This window comes from Paenibacillus sp. J22R232 (assembly GCF_056269165.1).
The window spans coordinates 49070-68164 of the sequence record NZ_JBWDNK010000016.1; the positions used below are offsets into that span (position 1 = coordinate 49070).

Here is a 19095-nt window from a genome sequence, read left to right on the forward strand (position 1 = left end):
ATGAACTCTTTGAGTTTATATATACAAATTGGGAAGAAAGGAGTCATGTCCCCTTTAACCAAAGCTACTAAGCTATCGAAAATCATTTCCGTTTGGTTACGTCGCTACAGTCAGTAATCGGCAATTCCACATTTCGAAGGAGGCAATGATATTGACAACCATCCCTTTCAAGCAAATGAAGGCTAGACAACTTTTTACTTACTGTGCCATCGCACTCATTGCAGCGCTTAGCTTAACGCTATTCTCGAATCTCGCTTCTGCTCATGGATATGTCGAAGGACCTGCAAGCCGCGCAGCCCTTTGTAAATCAGGTCAAAATACGGACTGCGGATCAATCGTTTACGAGCCTCAAAGCCTAGAAGCACCAAAAGGATTTCCTGCCGCTGGTCCTGCTGACGGCAAGATCGCCAGCGCAAACGGCGCGTTCCCTAAGCTCGATGAGCAATCCGCTACCCGCTGGGCAAAGGTGAACCTCTCCTCCGGCCAGAATACATTTACTTGGAAGCTGACAGCCAACCATTCAACGGCAAGCTGGAAATACTATATTACAAAAACCAACTGGAATCCGAACGCCGCGCTGACACGCGATTCCTTCGACCTTACGCCATTTTGTTCCGTTAACTATGGCGGCGCTCAACCACCGTTCTCCTACTCCAACAGCTGCAATGTACCCCAGCGCAGCGGTTATCATATCATTCTTGCCGTTTGGGAAGTAGCTGACACGGCTAACGCCTTCTATAATGTCATCGATGTCAATTTCAGCGGAACCAATCCAGTAGATACGCAAGCGCCTACAGCGCCTTCATCCCTAACATCCCCTGCCAAAACAGCTACAACCGTGTCCTTGGCATGGAACGCATCAACGGATAACGTAGGCGTAACCGGCTACAAAATTTATAATGGCGCAAATGTTGCTGCTACGGTTTCCGGAACGACGCTCGCTTATCAAGCGACCGGCTTAGCAGCGAATACCGCTTATACCTTCAACGTCAAAGCAGTGGATGGCGCCGGCAACGAATCAAGCGCGAGCAACGCGGTCACGGTAACTACGAATGCCTCTGGCGGCGTTGATAATCAGGCTCCGACAGCTCCGGGCGGTCTGCATGTTATGGGCGCTCCGACATCGTCAAGCCTAATGCTGATGTGGAACGCTTCGACAGACAACGTCGGGGTAACCGGTTATAAAATTTACCGCGGTACGACATTGGCCGCTACCGTCCCTGCATCCGCAACTTCCTACACGGTTACCGGCCTTGCTGCCAGTACGACTTATTCGTTCAGCGTATATGCAATCGACGCTGCAAACAATCAATCGGCAGCTAGCAGCATTAACGGCACGACGGCATCTGGTTCTACGGCTCCTGCTTGGTCGGCAGGGACGACATACGCAATCGGCACGCTCGTGACCTATAACGGCTCCGTATACGAATGCCGTCAAGCCCATACAGCCATTGCAACCTGGGAGCCTGCCAACGTTCCTGCTCTATGGTTGTTGAAGTAACTCGACTGTGCATTAGAATGGCCGGCATGCAGCTTAATTGCTTCATGCCGGTCTTTGCTTTGCATCTATGACTTACCCTTCGTTACCTAAATTTTAGATAAATCATGCAGCTAATACAATTGCTTCACTGCCAAATCCAGGGGGAAATGTGTCTGAGAAGAGGGATAAAATCGTACGCTTATGAGGGATATAGGGGATTATTCCCTTTTGCAATGGGCCTTAGAATACATAAAATTGGCTGACTCAGAAGGGGATCGCTCCCTGACGAAGCAGCTCGCATAACCAAAAATAAATAGAAATTCGCATAAAACAAGCGTTGCAAAGGGCTATTCCGCAACGCTTGTTTTTGATTTTGGTCTCTTGCTGATTTCTTCAGCAAATTTTATTAAACGGAGCATATAAATGATGCTGGAGAAGCAACAGCGGTTGTTTTGGTGAAGGGATTCCAGCCTTTCCTCGTTGATTCAAAGGAATCCCTGAGCAATCGCAACCAGATAAATAGTTAAATGTGCAGTTTGCCGTTTAACCTGAACAACATAGATAGTACATCGTCAAACTACTGACTTATGGGATAGCCCCTTTTAAATGAACAGCATGCAGCCTGCTGGCTGCATCAGTTTGTTAATATCCCGCCCAAGCTTGCTCCGCTCGCAAACAAGCGCTCCATTCCTTTCTCAACTGTCGGATCGGGAATAAGAGGCGGCGCTTGATGCGGTTTACTGCGCGCATCGATAATGACATTGTCACAAGCCCAATGCTTGTACGCATAAGAGCTGTTGATGCCATAGATATCATGCGAGGGATTGCTTCGCGTGAATGCAGCCCATAAAAAATTGTTGGTCGTTTCACTCATAAACGCACTATCATCGCAAAGAATGATCAGCGGGCAAGCAGGCAGCTCGCCTCTCTCCGCAATAGCATCACATAAGCTTTGCAACTCATGCAGCGCTTCCTCGTAGCTTATAAAGCTTGAGCCTTGAATGGCTGCTACGCCCGGCATAATCAAAGCAGCTTTTCCGTATCCATTCAGATCAATTAAAGCATCGGGCACGGCTTTGCATAGCTCTCGTTTGCGCTCGCCCGCGGCGGCGAATATGACCTTGCTCCCGGTATTGAGGCCCGTGCCGGAATAATCCAGGGTATCGATCGTCGTATTCGTCTGGAAATGAATATCACGGCGCAAATCGATTCGCTCCAATATATAACCGAGGAAAGACTCGACATGATGCGTGTCCAGCTTCTCGTTCTCTTCCGCCGCTATGAATAGAAATTTAGCCAGGCTAAGCTGGCCCGTTCCTAATATACGGTTGGCAATCGTAAGAATTTCTGCGGGCTGCTTTACCTGCTGGTACGGCGTATAGCGCTCGCTGCCTATCGCAAACAGCAGCGGATGTACGCCCGCGGCGTCAACGGCGTGTACCTCTTTTACGCCTGGAATTTCCTGCTTAATGGCACTGCCAGTCAATTCATGAATCAACGCGCCAAACGCGGTATCCTCTTGCGGCGGACGGCCCACCACCGTAAACGGGTAAATCCCGTTTTGCCTGGCATACACTTTATGTACCCGCATAACAGGGAATGGATGGGTAAGGCTGTAATATCCCAAATGATCGCCAAAAGGTCCCTCCGGCTTCGTTTCTCCAGGGTGAATTTCACCTGTGATGACGAAGTCGGCATCATGGCTTACGCAGAAACCATCGATGTAGCTGTAGCGAAAGCGGCGGCCAGACAGCAATCCCGCAAAGGTGAGCTCGCTCATCCCTTCAGGCAATGGCATAACCGCAGACAGCGTATGCGCAGGAGGACCGCCAATGAAAATACTAACCTTAAGCGGCGCCCCTTGCCTATTCGCTTTATCTTGGTGTATCCCGATGCCCCGATGGATCTGGTAGTGAACGCCAACCTCCTTATTCAGCACGTAATCGTTCCCATCAAGCTGAATGCGGTACATTCCCAAATTCGAATTCATAATGCCCGGCTGGTCCGGATCCTCTGAATATACCTGCGGCAGCGTCACAAACGCGCCGCCGTCTCCCTGCCAATGCTTGATTAATGGCAGATCGGCAATGGTGATTTCGTGCATGGCAGCAGGCAGGCCGCCGGACTTTTTCAACGGAAGCGCATTTTTGGCAGCCCATCCCGCGCCTACATGCTTTAACGGGTTCTTCATTGCCTTCATCGGATCATTCCGAAGGGCAATGACGTCCTGCACCGATTCCCACGTGTCCCGGAAGATGAACTTGCTTCTCTCTACCGTACCGAACAAATTCGATATCGCCCGGAACTTTGAGCCCTTTACTTTCTCGTATAATAAAGCAGGCCCGCCGGCTTCAAACACTTTCATATGAATGGCAGCCATCTCCAAATGAGGATCGACCTCTTCATGAATCCGGATCAAGTGCCCATTTTTCTCCAAGTCGATGACACATTCCTCTAAATTGCGATAGATCATTTTAATGCTCCAATCTATAAATAAATATGATGATTACCGTGACATAGCCATTTGAATCTGAAGCGTCTTACTAGGTATTATAATATAAAAAGAGCTTGCTACCAATCAAACGGCCATAAAGCTCTATAATTAAGCGTATCCGCCGTGACAATTCGTACACAAAGCCGGAAGATTGCTCAACAAGCAAAAAGCAGCCTCATCGGCTGCTATTTGACTCGCATGCTTTTAATCTGCCTCGTAAGCCGCCATTAAAACGTCTAAATCGATCTTCTGCATTTGCAGCATAGCCTGCATGACCCTACCCGCCTTGACAGGATCCTTGTCCTGAAGCAGCTTGCCCATCGCTGCCGGGATGATTTGCCATGACAAACCGTATTTATCCCTCAGCCATCCGCACTTCTCTTTTGTACCCCCATCGGAGAGCTTATCCCAGAGCACATCTACCTCCTGTTGGGTCTCAGCATTCACAAATAAAGAAATCGCTGGCGTGAACGGAAAGTGCGGTCCGCCATTCAATGCCATGAACGTCTGGCCTTCAAGCTCGAACGTACCCGACATCATGGAGCCGCTAGGTCCAGGGCCAGCCTCGCCATAACGAGACACATTAATTATTCGCCCGTTTTTGAAAATAGACAGATAGTAATGTATGGCCTCTTCCGCTTGGTCATTGAACCATAGGAACGGTGTAATCTTTTGCATACCGCGCAGCTCCTCTATTTCTATTTAAGTTGAATCATTTCCATTTTTTCCATATTCCAGTCCGATGCCAGCTTTTCAAGGAACTTCAGTTCCACTTCTATTTAGTTGAATGCCACAATGACTAATTCACTTGCCATATCCATTCCATGCTGCATAATCACGGACAGCCTTCCACCCTCCAAGCAAGACGGGCTATTGATACCGCTCCTTCATGGGGCGTACCCATTCCTCGCCAGCCGCAGGTTGTCATATACCATTGGCCGTCGTCCGGATTCAGAAGCACCTCGGAACCGTGCCCAAACAATTGGGTAATCATCATCGATCCGCCGCCCGCTCCGTCATAGGTGCCGAAATCATAAGGATTGGATGACCGGAACACAACCGTATCATTGTAATTATCCTTGCTGCAATCCGTATAGGTAATGAACAAATAATAATAACCCTCATGCTTGAGCACAAATGGAGACTCCACGGCCCCCCAAGCAGGGCGCAATGGAGCGGTCTGTTCCGTTAAGAGCGCGTATTGAACGAAACGCCATTGAATCATATTGTTGGAGACGAAGACCGATACGCAGCCTCGGCCATCTTTTACCCCAACTGCGTACATGAGCCACGTTTCTTCATTTAGCTGCATCACCATGTGGTCGCGATGACAGGCTTCGAGCGGTTCTCCGACCAGCTCCGGCTCATGGTTCATCCAGTGCTGAAGGTCGCTTGATACCGCAAGCTTCGTCGGGGATGGCCCGTACAGCATGAAATATCGGCCTCCATGGCCGATTACGCCCGGCGCCCATGCCCTCGTCCCATGATCCATCGTTTTGGCCTCATGCGTAAGGCCGCCCAGCAGTTTGCTCCCCCACCCGTGCACGAAATAGCGCTCATGCTCAGGATTAATTCCTTCTGATAAGCTCGTTATGCCAAACAGATGCCAGCTGCCGTCTGCTGCCGCTACCAAGCTATGATCATTCACATAGTTTCCCGTCTTTTGCGGCTGAAAGAGCAGTTGCCAAGGCTCTTCCTGTACCGGAACCAGCTTGCGTTTCGTTTCCATTAGCGTCGCTCCTTGTTGGCCGATGCTCCGATGATCAGCCTGCTATTTCGTTTAACTCGCTGATTGATTCATTGATTCATTGATTAATTCATTGATAGATAGATTGAAAGATTGGAAGAATGAAGATTGAAGATTGATAGTTAGATAGATTGATTGATAGATTGATAGATTGATAGATTGATAGATTGATAGATCTATTATAGCCGTTCTTTCCTTGTTTTTCAGTAAGCGTTTACTTTAAATATTCCTAATTCATAGATAAGAATCGGAGAGGCATTCAACAGCGCGCAAAACAGCTTATGCGATTACCCGTCAGACTCAGACTGCTTCGTGCAAGCCCAGAAAAGCAAAGCCGCTGCGCTAACGGCTGCGCCCAGAATGCAAACCGCCATCCATCCCCATTGCGCGTAAATCGCCGTTGCGGATATGGAGCCAGCCGCGCTGCCGAGTGAATAGAAAATCATATATGCTGCGGTCAGCCGGCTGCGCGATTCCGGGCGAATATTCATAAGCATGCTTTGACTCGTCACATGCACCGCTTGTACCGCAAAGTCCAATGCAACAACACCGATAATTAAAAAAAATATGGAATGGCCGGTTAGCCCGATCGGCAGCCATGATGCTGCTAAAACGGCAAGCGCTATTCCCGTTGTTCGCTGTCCGTACCCTTTATCGGCCCAGCGGCCTGCCCGCGCAGCTGCAAGCGCGCCGGCAACGCCGGCAAGGCCAAACGCTCCTATCGCGCTATGCGACAAAGAATGAGGCGGAGCGCTAAGCGGAAGAACAAGCGCTGACCACAAAATACTAAACGCGGTAAATAAGAGAAACGCCAGTGCTGCGCGAATTCGGAGCACTCGCTCCTCCATGAATAAACGGTACATCGATTGCAACAGCTTCGAATAGGACAATGGCATGGCTGCGTATTCGCGATGCCTCGGAAGCATTCGGTGCATGACGATCGCAACCGTTAGCATCAGTCCCGCAGATACCAAATAAACAGACCGCCAGCCCGCGAGATCGGTTAACACGCCAGCAAAGGTTCTTGCTAACAAAATGCCCATGACGATGCCGCTCGTAACCATGCCAAGTACTCTTCCACGCTCGGCTGGAGCAGCAAGGGCAGCTGCGAATGCAACAATTACTTGAACGACTACCGCAAACAAGCCAATGACTGCCACCCCAGCCAGCAGGACCATAAGGTGATGGGCAAACGCTGCCGTCAATAATCCAAGGACGGACAACAGCAGCAAGCCGATTACCAATGAACGCCGTTCCAGCATATCGCCAAGAGGCACGAGTAAAAGCAGTCCCAATGCGTAGCATGCCTGAGTCACCGTTATGACTATCCCGATTGAAGAATGAGGGATGCCGAATTCCTTCGCCATCGTTTCCAGCAATGGCTGCGCGAAATAGATCGTCGATACGGCAAGACCGGCGGCGAATGCAAACATAAATGTCAGCATGCGCGGCAGCGCAGCCGCCCGCATGCCAGATGGCGGCACATCAAGCTCGCTTTGCTTTTGACTTGAAAATTCCAATCTCCACACTCCCCTAAAACCTAATCGTTTTTCATTACTTACCGAACGGTATGTTATGATATTGATTAATATACGTTTTAGTTATTATTTAGTCAACAGTTTGACAAATCATAAGCTATTCACATAAAATCATTATTAACTGATCGTTATGAAAAGAAGGTGAGCTTATGGTGAGAATCCGTGAATTCGACGAGCATAAAGTACTCGACGCCGCGATGCATTTGTTCTGGGAGAAGGGGTACGAAGCCGCCTCATTAAACGATTTAACGGCAGCAATGGGCATCCAGAAGCCAAGCATTTATTCCGCATTCGGAAATAAAGAAGAGCTGTTCGAGACTGCTCTTCGCAAATACACGCAAATGCATGCTTCTGCTGCACGGGCCCAGCTGGGCAGAAGCGCTTCCGTAAAGGAAGCGTTTCGCGGATATTTTGAACAGGTAGTCGCGCAGGAATCCGGCATGGAACGACGGCGTGGCTGCTTCTGTATCAATACGATGGTCGAGCTTGCTCCCCATCATCCCAAGTTTGAAATATTGACTAGAGAGCATCAGAACTATTTGGCCGCACTCTTCGAAGAAACGATTAAACGCGGGATTCGCTCGGGGGAATTAAGCGAGACGCTGAACGCGCAGGCTGTCGCGCAATCGCTGCTTATCGCCTTAATCGGGCTAACCGTGCTGCTGAAATCACGCCCCGAGCCTTCCTTTATCAGCAATGCCATTACGGTTACGCTTACGCTGCTGCATGAGCGCACAGGCTGATTGCTAATAATGCCGCGGCCTCATTAAGGCTTTCTTTCTCGCTTCCTAACTCATCATATGGATAAGCGTTCCCTTGCCGAACACAAAAAAGACCGCTTCTTTAGAAGCCGCTTGACTTGCTTAGCAACTTCTAAAAACGGTCTGATGCTTAGTTAAAGCAGGGGAATCGGCCCCCCGCTGCTGCGCTTTTCGGCGAAATACGTTCCATTCCCGCCAAATCGCCTGACCTATCCTTATGTTACGAATCCCCTTAACACCGCTTTCCTCCAGATCGTTTCGACCGTTTCATCGATGCTCAGCTCATCCGTCTTTACGATAACCTCCGGGTCGATCGGTTCCTCGTAAGGGGACGAAACACCGGTAAAATCCGTTATTTCGGCTGCCCTTGCCTTTTTGTATAGTCCCTTCGGGTCTCGTTGCTCACAAACCTTCAACGGGCAAGAAAGAAAAACTTCAAAAAATCGGTCCGTTGGCAGTAATGTACGTGCTTGCTCCCGATCGACCCGAAACGGGGAAATCGCGGCTACGATTACGACCAAGCCTGCATCAACAAACAGTTTTGCCACCTCGCCGAGCCTGCGGACGTTCTCCTTGCGGTCTGTCCGGCTAAAGCCAAGATCACTGTTTAGTCCATGCCGCAGATTGTCACCGTCCAGTATAAACGTATGTATATGATGCCTGAATAGTCGTTTCTCCAGCTCGCTTGCCAGCGTAGACTTCCCTGACCCGGATAATCCCGTAAGCCAAATAACACCGCCGCGATGTCCTTTTAAAGACGCATGATTGTCTAGGTTGACCGTGCCTTGCTGCCAAGTTACGTTTCTCTTCCCTGTATTCGTCAAGCCATCCGGCTCCTTCCTTACTTCTTGCTCGTTTGCTCTTGGCCCATAGCAGTACGGTATTGACTTGGAGTCAACCCCGTCCATTTCTTGAACGCGTTTTGGAAGGCGCTCGGCTCCGAGAAATGCAAGGCATAAGCAATTTCACCAACGGAATATTCGCGTTTCTTCAGGTAACCCATCGCCATTTCTTTGCGAACGAGAGTGGATAAATCGTTGAAGGTCGTTTTTTCATCCTTTAGTTTCGACTGAAGAGTCCGTGTACTCGTCCCGAACGATTCGGCAGTCTGCCGCAGCGAAGGAAAAAAGGCAGGCATTGATTTCCTTAGCCACTGCACAATTTGCTCGGATAACACGCTTTCCTCGGTCAGCTCGATCCGTGTTTCTTCCGCAATAGCCTCAAATACGCTTCTTAATCTTGCATCGGAATACAAAACGGAATAATCGAGTATTTCCTTCCCCATTCGAATCACATTGCTCGTCGAACCGAACTGGGGCACCATTCCGAATACGGGAAGATACGGTGCCGTATCCGGCGGGGCGTCGTGCTCGAATGCAATGCCATAGACCGGAATACGCCGATTGCTCAGCCTTCCTATTAATCGGTAAAGCGAGCTAGCCATATCCTCTACGCAATGGCGAGACATCTTTCCCGGATGCTCCAAATACAACCTTATAGCCACTTCATCCCCTATAACTTCCCAGCTCAGATTGAAACCGCTGCAAAGAATGACATTGTATCTCTGATATGCAGCCAGTGAATCGGCGATCGTATCGGAATGCATCATAACGTAACCTAGAATACCCAAATCTACGAATTCAGCCATAGCGCCTTGATGCAGTCCAAAATAATCGTCCTGCGTGAAATCGGCTGCCGCAATCATTAAGCGCTCCAATTCCTCACCCGCAATTCGCCCTTCCACGTCCTGCAGCAATCTTGCATCGAATGAAGCATAGCTGCAATAGCGCTCCGTCTCGAATCCCTTGTGGACTATAGATTTCATGATTGGATACACCATTGAGATGGCGACTCCGTGGCTCTTCAAGCTTTTTTCCTCCTTTGCGCGAATCATCACCATTTCTGCGCTGTTGATCATTCATTTATTGGCATAATCGCTTTATGCTAATTGTAGGGTTGCACCACTATATTATATCGAAAACAAGCATAATGGACAGCGTTCATCCCGATATATAGCCTAAACACAAAGGAGAAATAAATATGAAATCGAAAATTCTTATCATTAACGGACATCCTGATCCTCAAAGCTTCAGCTCGGCACTTGCCGAGGCTTATTCCGGAGGCGCTCAGGGGAGCGGCGCCGAGGTACGCAGGATTGACCTCGGCAAGCTTGAATTTGAGTTGAACTTGAAATACGGGTACCGTCAAAGAACGGAGCTTGAGCCGGACTTATTGGAAGCACAGAAGCTCATTAGCTGGTCCGACCATATCGTATTCGTATACCCCATCTGGTGGGGCGCAATGCCCGCGATTCTAAAAGGCTTTATCGACCGGGTTTTCTTGCCTGGCTTCGCCTTCAAATACCGCGAGAATTCCAGCCTATGGGATAAGCTGCTAACCGGGAAATCCGCGCATCTTATCGTCACCTCCGATACACCCTCCTGGTACAACAGGCTCATCTACAGACGTGCCGGCCTTAACGTAATGAAGCGAAACATTCTACAATTCTGCGGCATTACCCCTGTTCGCATTACCGAGCTCGGACCCGTCAAACCTTCAACCGCGGAGCTCCGGGAAAAATGGCTGAAAAAAGTGAAGGCCCTCGGTTCAAGACGATGTTAACCGCTTATTTAGCGCAAGGAAGGCTGCCTTTGTCTATAAAGGCAGCCTTCTATTTCTATTGCTTTATTTCTCATTTAACGGAAAATAATTACGATACCATTAACGCAAGCCGTCTAGCAGCCGTCTAAGCGTATACAAACAATCATCCAAAGCCGAATCCGCTTCTTCCGCGTCCGTTTTCTGGGCGAGCCAGAGCGCTGCTTCATTTAATGCCCCTGACAGCAAATGCGTTGCTGCATCAAGCCGGATGCTTTTAAGTGAGCCTTGCTGCTGCATCAGTTCCAGCTGGCCGCGCAAGAGTCTCATGGATTGCTTGGCGTCCAGCTCTCGCCATTCCTCCCATCCAAGCACGGCCGGCCCATCGATCAGCATGATTCGCCTATTAGACGGCTCAGTAGCTGACGTGACGAAGGCACGGCAGCCAAGGTACAGCTGCTCGAACATATTCCCGCTTTGAGAGGCTTCCTCTTCGATACGCTGCGCAACTTCTTCCTGAACGGATGCAAGCACAGCTTGAAACAAGCCTTTTTTATTATTGAAATGATGGTACAACGCTCCACGGGTAACTTCTGCGCTTCTTGAAATTTCTTCCAATGAGCATTCTGCATATCCATGATCGGTGAAATGCTCACGAGCAATCTGCTTAATCTTGTTTATCGTAATCGCCGTATCCTGCTTATTTCTTTTCATTTCGCTGCCTCTGTCTCCTTCAGACTTCCTCTGCTGCATTCCGAAGCAGCTCCTAGACCTAATCCTCTTTCTTCCAGACTGCGTCCAAGTAATGGGAGCTCTCTTCGACCGAAGGAGGAATCATTGTTATCACGTCGATTAACACGCCACCGGGATCGGACAATATGAAGTGACGCTGCCCGAAATCTTCATCCGTTATATCCTGTATGAGCGATAGCTTCGCATCGGTTATTAGGCGCTCATATTCTTTATCTACATTATCAACTTCCATATTCAGAATCAATCCCTCAGCTTTCTTGCGATACGACTCCGGAATCGTAGGATGGTCTGCCGAAAGCAAAGCCAGCTCATGACCGTTTCCACTGCGAAGGCTAACGTACCAATTCGATTCATAAACAGATTGGAATTCAAAATGCTTCTGATAAAACTCAGTACTTTGGGCTACGTTTTTAGTCAAAACAACTGGATAGAAACCGTGTATTCTCATACTCTCATTCTCCTCTATAAAAAGATAATATTCTCATCCTAATTTAACATACATACTGTACGTATGTAAATATCAAAAATCAAAGCTGCACAAAAAACCAAGCTTCAACATGTCGAAGCTTGGTTTTACGTTATCCTTACTATTCCTATTAGCCGAACAAAGGGCTCGAGGCGTTGTCGCCGTCTTCGGAACGAGCGCGCAAAATGCTCGGCATGGCAGACAGCAGCCGGTCCCGCGTAACCGGATCATCGAAATTCCAAGAGCTGTCAGCTATATGAAACCGACCCTTCCGAACCGCTTCGAGCGACTGCCATTTCGGATGATCCATTAACCAAAGCATATGTTTGTTATTGATCTCCCGGGGATCCGAAAGCAGAAATAACCGATCGCCTTCTAATTCCGCAAGGTTGTCCACCTCGATCTTCCGGAAACTGTCGCCGCAGGCATGTATGCCCGATGCAGCAGTCGATGCCTTAAAACCCTGCGGATGATACAAGCTTGCCGCGAAGCCCGACATTCCCATCACATAAAGCTTTCCCATATGCAGCAGAACGACGGAAGCCGTTTCTCCAGGCCGTATTTCCGAAGCTTTATTCGCCCACATCGACTGCCATCGTCTCTCATAACCTTCGATCCACGCCAACGCCTTATCGTTCATTCCTAGCAATTCCGCGACTGCAAATAGCCTAGCATTGGTCTGCTGATAGCTGTCAAGGATGGCAGTTGGAGCGATTAAGCCAAGCTTCTCATGATGGCGATGCAGCTTGCTGCCTAATATGATTAAATCGGGACGAAGCTCCTCTATGATGGCAGGGTCCCCCAACAACCCAACATCGGCTACGCCATGCAGAAGATCGCCGAATACAACTTGTCTGCCAATAACCGTAAGCTCTGCGCCGACAGGCTTAATTCCTAGCGTCAGCAGCTCCCCCAGCGTATAGCCGGTCACAACGATCCGTTTCGACCTGGCGGAAGGAAGCACCGCAGACGGAACAGCACCGATATCGACGGCTGGCGTTCTGCTTAGCTTTGCGTATAAGCCGGGCGGAATTCCGATCCTTTTGGTGAAACGCCTATTGAAATAATATTCGTCGTTAAACCCAACCTGCCTTGCGATCTCGCGAAGCGGCTGCTCACTGGCCTCTAGCAGCTGCTTCGCCTTCTCGATCCGCAAATCATTCAAGTATTCCAGCGGTTTTTTTCCCATCGCCAACTGAAACGCCATACTGTATTTCGCACGTCCCATGTCCGCCATTTGGGCGAGCTGGTCGACGGTAACTTGCTCTAAGAAATGTTCGTTCAAATAGCCCACGGTTAACCGAAGCCTGTCCGACTCTTCAGCAGACGATAGCTTAATCGCTTGCTCATTCGATTCCAGAAGCAGACAAATCATTTCTTGCAGCCAAATAAGCTGCCGCATTCTCGCAGACTGGGTTGCTTGCGCCGGTAGAGGGCGAAGCTGTTTAATCGGCTCGAGAAGCCGGGATGCCGGCGAACCAATGAGCGGCCGATAGTAAGGCCACTGCTTATCAACAATCGGCAATGGCGTACGGTCACCCCAGCTGAATGCATCAAAGGAAACCACATAACCTTCAATCCCAAATTCGCCTGCATGCCACTCCATCTCGCTCCCCGGAGGAAGCAGAAGGCATGTACCCGCTTTGAAGCTCCATTTGGTATCCGCAATCTGATACAGGCCATCTCCCGAAGAAAAAGCAATAATCGTATGCCTGTCGCAACTGATTGTTAACTGTTGATGTTTATCGCATTGCAGGAGCCGATAATCCGCAAGCGAGAACATGAGCGATAAAGCTGAATTCGATGAATTACGCTGCATATGATGCCTGCCTCTAATTGAGAATTATTATCAATATTGTATACAAAAAAGGCAAGCGATTCAACTGTTTCGTTGAAATATCGCTTGCCCATTCCTCTTTATTCTATGCCCATTATTTTTGGCAGTTCATCCAAGAAGCGTTCCATCGTTATCGGGTCACTGGCGTTCCAAGAAATGCTGGCTAGATAAGCGTGATTATTCTTGACGGCGGGTATGGATTCCCATAGCGGGCTCTCGATCAGCGCCTTCGCCGCTTTCTCGTCTTCCGTGCCTGGCGCACTTAGCAGAAACACATGATCACCGGCAAAATCCGGCAGAACCTCTCTGGATATTAGCGAGAATGGCTCAGCCTTGTCAATTAGCGCCTGTACCTTTTCGCTCGCGCTAAAGCCCTGCGGCTGATACAAAGACATCGTCAGGCTGAAATGGCCCATGACATAGAAATCGCCTGCCAGACTTAGATAAACAGTCGCGGTTTCACCTGGCTTCAGGCCGATTTTGTCCCATGTCGCTTTCGCCTTGCTCTCATAGCTCGTAATCCAATCTTCCGCCACTTGCTTCTTGCCGACGATGTCTGCCACTTCGCGAATCCGGTCATACGTGACTGCATCTCGGTTGAATACGACCGTTGGCGCAATTTTGGACATATCCTGGTAAATCTTCTCCTCGTCATCCCCGCCGTATCCCGCTTGAAGGATTAGATCCGGTGCAAGCTCAATAATCTTCTCCATGTTATGCGGGTAACCGATATCGACTACGCCTTCCAGTTCACTTTTATAAACATAAGGCTCCCCTAGCCAATCGTTGCCCGCCGGCTTAATGCCAAGCGCAAGAAGATCGCCCGGAATATCGCCGAGCATGACGATTTTTTGAGGATTAGTCGGTATCGTCACTTCATGACCGCTGAAATCTTTATATACGCGAGTGGTAGGCTGTTCCGCATTCGATGCCGCCGGTTCGTTGTTAGCCTTTGAACCGCAAGCAGCCAAGGCGCTAACGGATAATAACAAGAAGCATAGAAGTAAAAGCCTAGCGTGTTTTTTGTACATTGGTCAAACCCCTTCATCGATTGTATTGAGAACAATTATCAATATAATCGAAGCAAACAATCAACACAATGGATAAAAAGCAAACAACCTTTTGTACAAAACGTAATCTGCATTTACGAATCGTCCCCTTTCGAAAGAGGAATGCGCAAATTTAACGATAAAACTGCCAAATAACGAGCAAGGCAATTAAAACAGCCAGTAAAATAACAGATAGCCCTGCAAAAGCAGCTTCTTTAAACGTTACATTCCGATGCTTTTTGTACCCATACATAATCAATAAGCCTGCCAGAAAGACAGCCAAAACGGCAAATATATCATTCATGATAATGTGAACGACGATTTCCGAATATGCGCGTTCATAATTACTTAGCATGCGAAGGGCTAGAATAACATTATTCGCGATAATTCCGGTTCCAACCAACGTTAACCCTCTAACGATATTGCCGAATAAGGCTTGCTCCCGCGATTTCAATCGGTTTTTTTTCCTAAACAACAATGACTGGATAATCATAACGATCGGCGCCACGGCAAAGTAAAGCACTGAAACGGCTGCAAGTGCGGCATAACCGGCAAGCACCGGGGTCGATTTAGCTTTGGGCAGCGGGAGGTATTCGGTTGTGTAAGCGGTTATTTTGTCAACAGCATGATCCGTAACCTTGAAGTGCAGCTGCATAAACACGTCAAGCGAAGAATCGCCGCGAACCTTTTCATAGAGGTAAGGCTTTACCTGCTTATAATCCGCGCTCATGCCCGCGAGCGAAACCCGTATTTCATTGGAGGCTAAGGGGCTCACTTTAAGCAACGTGAGATAGGCATATACGTTCATAAAGCCTTCGTATGGTCGCCTTGCCGTCACGTAACTGCCTTCCAGCTCCTGCGGGTCAGGCATTTCTTCGACTGATTGCGCGTAGCTCCGCTGCCCTAGCAGCTCCTTCATCAAGCCATGAACGATAGACGATTCGGCCGATTGGTTCGTCAGAATTACGACAGCGAACTGCTCCTCCGGCACAAGCTGAAAATTGCTGGAGAATGCGATGGTATTCCCGCCATGCCCGACTCCTTTACTCGCGCCTGCGTATTCCCAGAAGCCGTGCGCAATGCCAGGCATATCTGCATCAGACGCGTAGCTTGTAGAGAGCATCTCGCTGATCGTAGCTAGCTGGGCGAAAAGAGGAGATTGCTCGCCGGCTTGCGGCATAAATGCCAGTGCAAACTTAGCCATATCTGCAGCCGTGCCGTTATTGCCGCCGTTCGGGTACATCGACATGTAATTCCATGAAGCCGGCGTAAAAGACGACGGGCCGGCGTGCAGATAACCTTTTGCTTTGCTAGCTATCAGATCTGGACGGTTCTCTAGCGTTGGGTGAGCGGTCGATTGATGCATGGAGAGCTTGGAAAAAATATGCTCATCTACATACTCATGAAATTTTTTGCCGGTAATTCGCTCAACGATATAACCAGCCAAAGAGGTCCCGTAATTGGAATACGCGACTGTCTCGCCCGGCCTTCTTACCTGTGCAGGCTCAGCAAGCCGCAAGCCTTCTTCCAGCGGGCGAACCTCCCCAGGGGATTGATAGGCCATATCGAACATATACTCTTCGAAGCCCGCGTTATGATTCATTAAATTCAGCATCGTAATAGGCTCGTCATATTTGAGCTTGGACAAGAAATGATCAGGCAAGTAGGTGCGAATATCCGCTTGAAGATCCAATTGGTTATTCTCCGCTAATTGCATGACTGCGGTCCAAACGGCAAGCTTGCTAATCGATCCCCATTCAAATACGGTGTTCTCCGGGCTGACGGGTACTTTGTTCTGAACGTCTGCGTAGCCGTACCCTTTTGACAATACTACCTCATGGTCTTTGACAACAACAATAGCTGCTCCTACCGTTGATTCGCCGATATAAGCGTCCACGTATTGATCGACAAAAGCTTCCAGGCCAGAAATCGGAATACCGGATGGGGTCGTTCTGCCGCTCTCTGCATTAACCGAACTTCCTGGGAAAGCAGAAAGGCAGCCTGATATAGCGAGTATAGCCGCGAACCAGATTGCGATTGCTTTTTTCAACATGCTTCTTCCCCTTTCATGCCACTTGGCTGCCTGCGTTTTAAGCAAACAGAGTTCAAATATAGCATGACTGAGAAATCTAGTAAATTCATACAAATATTATTTTTCAATATACATTGTTCCGCATTAATCAAAAAAAGCTGCCTGAATGAGATCCCGCGCTCTCCTCAGATTGCGACTGTCCCGTTGGCGAAGCATGGAAACAATATCGGTGGCGACTTCGGTTTCCGGAGATGCTTTCGGAAATCCAATAACCAAAATCATGTTCCGCGGTACCTTTCGTAAAATAGGAGTACGGAATCTCAAATGGTATATCTTCACCGGCATGGAGAATCGAAGCTTGGAGAAGCGCCAACAAGGCTTATTGAAAACGGAGCAATTATTTGCAAGCCTATAGCACCTTCTGATCTTTTTAAAACACCTCTCATGAATAGTTGTATTATAACTGAGTGCATCATATACTGTTTATATAATACACTATTTAAGAGGAGGAAAATATGAGTACGCTCGCCATTGAAACGATTGGACTTCGCAAAAAATTCGGCAATCAGGTTGTGCTTGACGGAATTGACATTCAAGTTCCCTCCGGCACGATTTATGCTCTTCTGGGACCTAACGGAGCAGGCAAGACGACCTTGATCCACATTTTATCCACGCTCTTCGATCAGGATGAAGGCTATGTAAAGATTGCCGGCTATGATCTCGCTACCGACAAGGAAATGGTGAGGCAATCGATCAGCCTGACCGGCCAATTTGCCGCAGTCGACGAAGTATTAACGGGCGAAGAAAACTTGCGCATGATCTGCCGGCTCTCTGGCTTGACGGCTGCGGAATCACGAAGCCGCACAGATGAGCTGCTGCGCTATTTCGATCTTGTAGCAGCCGCTAAAAAACGCGTCAAAACCTATTCGGGAGGCATGCGAAGGCGGCTTGATATTGCGATCAGCCTCGTGGTCAAGCGCCCCATTCTGTTTCTCGATGAACCGACGACAGGGCTTGACACGACTAGCAGACGCTCCTTGTGGCAGATCATCCTTCAGCTGAAAGAACAAGGCATCACCGTCTTTCTGACGACTCAGTACTTAGAGGAAGCCGATCAGCTCGCGGATATCATCACCGTGATTGACAGCGGGCGCGTAGTTGCGACCGGAACGGCGAAGTCGTTAAAGTCCAGCATCGGCGGCGAAGTTATTGAAATTCGCAACGAAAATGATGAAATAGTCCGCACCGCAGCTACAAACGGCACCTTGCTGGACATTAACCAAACCTTGAACGAGTTAACGCAAAGCCTCTCGCCTAATATGCGCGTAAGCATCCGTAAACCGAGCATGGATGATGTCTTTATCTCACTCACTACCCGAGAATTGGAGAGTGCCCAATCATGATGAATGCAAGCACCCCAATCAAGAGAGCTACTTTTTCCACGACGAATGCCGTCTTTATCGGTCGCAGCATACGGCATAGCTTACGCAACGTTGAAGCATTGATTATGGCGATCATGCTGCCTGTCATGCTCATGCTGCTCTTTACCTATGTATTCGGAGGGTCCATTGATCCAACCGGAAATTACGTTAACTATGTCGTTCCCGGCATTATTCTGCTCTGCGCCGGATTCGGCTCATCCAGTACGGCAGTCGATGTGTCCATGGATATGACTAACGGTATCGTCGATCGGTTTCGGACTATGCCGATTCGGAGCATGAGCGTAGTCACCGGCCATGTTATCGCGAGCCTCGCACGCAACCTATTCGCAACAGGGGTTGTTGTCGGGGTTGCGCTGCTTGTCGGATTCCAGCCGACCGCAAGCTTGCTTGAATGGCTCGCAGCCATAGGCATCATCGCTTTGTTCATCCTCTCCTTCACTTGGCTATTCGCGGCAATCGGACTGATTGCCGGCAGTCCTTCCTCAGCTAGTGCTTACGGATTCATCTTGCTTTTCCTGCCTTACTTGTCCAGCGCCTTCGTCCCAACGGATAACATGCCGAGCTGGCTGCAAGGAATCGCGAACCATCAGCCGATTACGCCGGTCATCGAAACGATTCGCGGACTCCTTACTGGTACCCCCATTCTAAATAGCGGTTGGTTTGCGATTGGCTGGTGCTTATTCATTATTCTAATCTCCCTTATCTGGTCTAATTGGGCCTTTCATCGGAAGACGGCTCGGAGATAGGCTGACTGTAACATTGACCCAGAGGTTAATGGCGAATGGCCAACCCCATAACATGCACAAAGAACCTTCAACGCCGCTTTCACAGTGGAGTTGAAGGTTTTTTCGACTTCGATATTTGTACCAAAAGGGAGCCGTAATTTCAAAAGCCGGCT

General features: G+C 49.0%; 16 protein-coding genes. 5 read left to right on the top strand and 11 right to left on the bottom strand.

Annotated features, from left to right (window positions below):
• Positions 1-151: 151 nt before the first annotated feature.
• Positions 152-1501 (top strand): lytic polysaccharide monooxygenase, encoded by a 1350-nt coding sequence (locus AC0YN3_RS28130; protein ID WP_475778220.1) that lies wholly within the window; start codon positions 152-154, stop codon positions 1499-1501.
• A gap of 613 nt (positions 1502-2114) precedes the next feature.
• On the opposite strand, the gene AC0YN3_RS28135 is transcribed toward AC0YN3_RS28130, so the two are convergent.
• The 4 genes from AC0YN3_RS28135 to AC0YN3_RS28150 form a co-directional block, all read right to left on the bottom strand.
• On the bottom strand, positions 2115-3953 hold the full coding sequence (locus AC0YN3_RS28135; RefSeq protein WP_475778221.1) for a UbiD family decarboxylase: 1839 nt from the start codon (positions 3951-3953) through the stop codon (positions 2115-2117).
• A gap of 225 nt (positions 3954-4178) precedes the next feature.
• Positions 4179-4652: a VOC family protein gene (locus AC0YN3_RS28140; protein WP_475778222.1), complete on the bottom strand. Its 474-nt coding sequence runs from the start codon at positions 4650-4652 to the stop codon at positions 4179-4181.
• A 157-nt stretch (positions 4653-4809) separates the two neighbouring features.
• Positions 4810-5703, bottom strand: a complete 894-nt coding sequence (locus AC0YN3_RS28145; RefSeq protein WP_475778223.1) for a family 43 glycosylhydrolase — start codon at positions 5701-5703, stop codon at positions 4810-4812.
• Positions 5704-6008: 305 nt separating this feature from the next.
• Positions 6009-7190, bottom strand: a complete 1182-nt coding sequence (locus AC0YN3_RS28150; RefSeq protein WP_475778284.1) for an MFS transporter — start codon at positions 7188-7190, stop codon at positions 6009-6011.
• Between the two features lie 218 nt (positions 7191-7408).
• Between AC0YN3_RS28150 and AC0YN3_RS28155 the strand changes: the two genes are divergently transcribed.
• Complete coding sequence (locus tag AC0YN3_RS28155) at positions 7409-8002, top strand: TetR/AcrR family transcriptional regulator (protein ID WP_475778224.1); 594 nt, start codon at positions 7409-7411, stop codon at positions 8000-8002.
• Between the two features lie 233 nt (positions 8003-8235).
• Here AC0YN3_RS28155 and cysC read toward each other — a convergent pair whose 3' ends face one another.
• Positions 8236-8844 (bottom strand): adenylyl-sulfate kinase, encoded by a 609-nt coding sequence (cysC, locus tag AC0YN3_RS28160; RefSeq protein WP_475778225.1) that lies wholly within the window; start codon positions 8842-8844, stop codon positions 8236-8238.
• A 17-nt stretch (positions 8845-8861) separates the two neighbouring features.
• The gene (locus AC0YN3_RS28165; protein ID WP_475778226.1) at positions 8862-9887 is read right to left on the bottom strand and encodes an AraC family transcriptional regulator; all 1026 of its coding nucleotides are present in this window, start codon (positions 9885-9887) and stop codon (positions 8862-8864) included.
• A 173-nt stretch (positions 9888-10060) separates the two neighbouring features.
• On the opposite strand from AC0YN3_RS28165, the gene AC0YN3_RS28170 reads away from it, so the two are divergent.
• Positions 10061-10642, top strand: a complete 582-nt coding sequence (locus tag AC0YN3_RS28170; RefSeq protein WP_475778227.1) for an NAD(P)H-dependent oxidoreductase — start codon at positions 10061-10063, stop codon at positions 10640-10642.
• Positions 10643-10741: 99 nt separating this feature from the next.
• On the opposite strand, the gene AC0YN3_RS28175 is transcribed toward AC0YN3_RS28170, so the two are convergent.
• From AC0YN3_RS28175 to AC0YN3_RS28195, 5 genes are all read right to left on the bottom strand, one after another.
• Complete coding sequence (locus AC0YN3_RS28175; RefSeq protein ID WP_475778228.1) at positions 10742-11371, bottom strand: TetR/AcrR family transcriptional regulator; 630 nt, start codon at positions 11369-11371, stop codon at positions 10742-10744.
• Positions 11372-11390: 19 nt separating this feature from the next.
• Positions 11391-11819: a VOC family protein gene (locus AC0YN3_RS28180; RefSeq protein WP_475778229.1), complete on the bottom strand. Its 429-nt coding sequence runs from the start codon at positions 11817-11819 to the stop codon at positions 11391-11393.
• 148 nt (positions 11820-11967) lie between these two features.
• Positions 11968-13656: a helix-turn-helix domain-containing protein gene (locus tag AC0YN3_RS28185; RefSeq protein ID WP_475778230.1), complete on the bottom strand. Its 1689-nt coding sequence runs from the start codon at positions 13654-13656 to the stop codon at positions 11968-11970.
• A gap of 98 nt (positions 13657-13754) precedes the next feature.
• On the bottom strand, positions 13755-14705 hold the full coding sequence (locus AC0YN3_RS28190) for an ABC transporter substrate-binding protein (protein WP_475778231.1): 951 nt from the start codon (positions 14703-14705) through the stop codon (positions 13755-13757).
• A gap of 151 nt (positions 14706-14856) precedes the next feature.
• Positions 14857-16776: a serine hydrolase domain-containing protein gene (locus tag AC0YN3_RS28195; RefSeq protein ID WP_475778232.1), complete on the bottom strand. Its 1920-nt coding sequence runs from the start codon at positions 16774-16776 to the stop codon at positions 14857-14859.
• A gap of 494 nt (positions 16777-17270) precedes the next feature.
• Here AC0YN3_RS28195 and AC0YN3_RS28200 point away from each other — a divergent pair, with 494 nt between their 5' ends.
• Positions 17271-18158 carry an ATP-binding cassette domain-containing protein gene (locus AC0YN3_RS28200; RefSeq protein ID WP_475778233.1) on the top strand — a complete coding sequence of 296 codons (888 nt, stop codon included), beginning with the start codon at positions 17271-17273 and terminating at the stop codon, positions 18156-18158.
• Positions 18155-18943, top strand: coding sequence for an ABC transporter permease (locus tag AC0YN3_RS28205; RefSeq protein ID WP_475778234.1), 789 nt, complete (start codon positions 18155-18157; stop codon positions 18941-18943). The genes AC0YN3_RS28200 and AC0YN3_RS28205 overlap by 4 nt, the downstream gene beginning before the upstream one ends.
• Positions 18944-19095 lie beyond the last annotated feature (152 nt).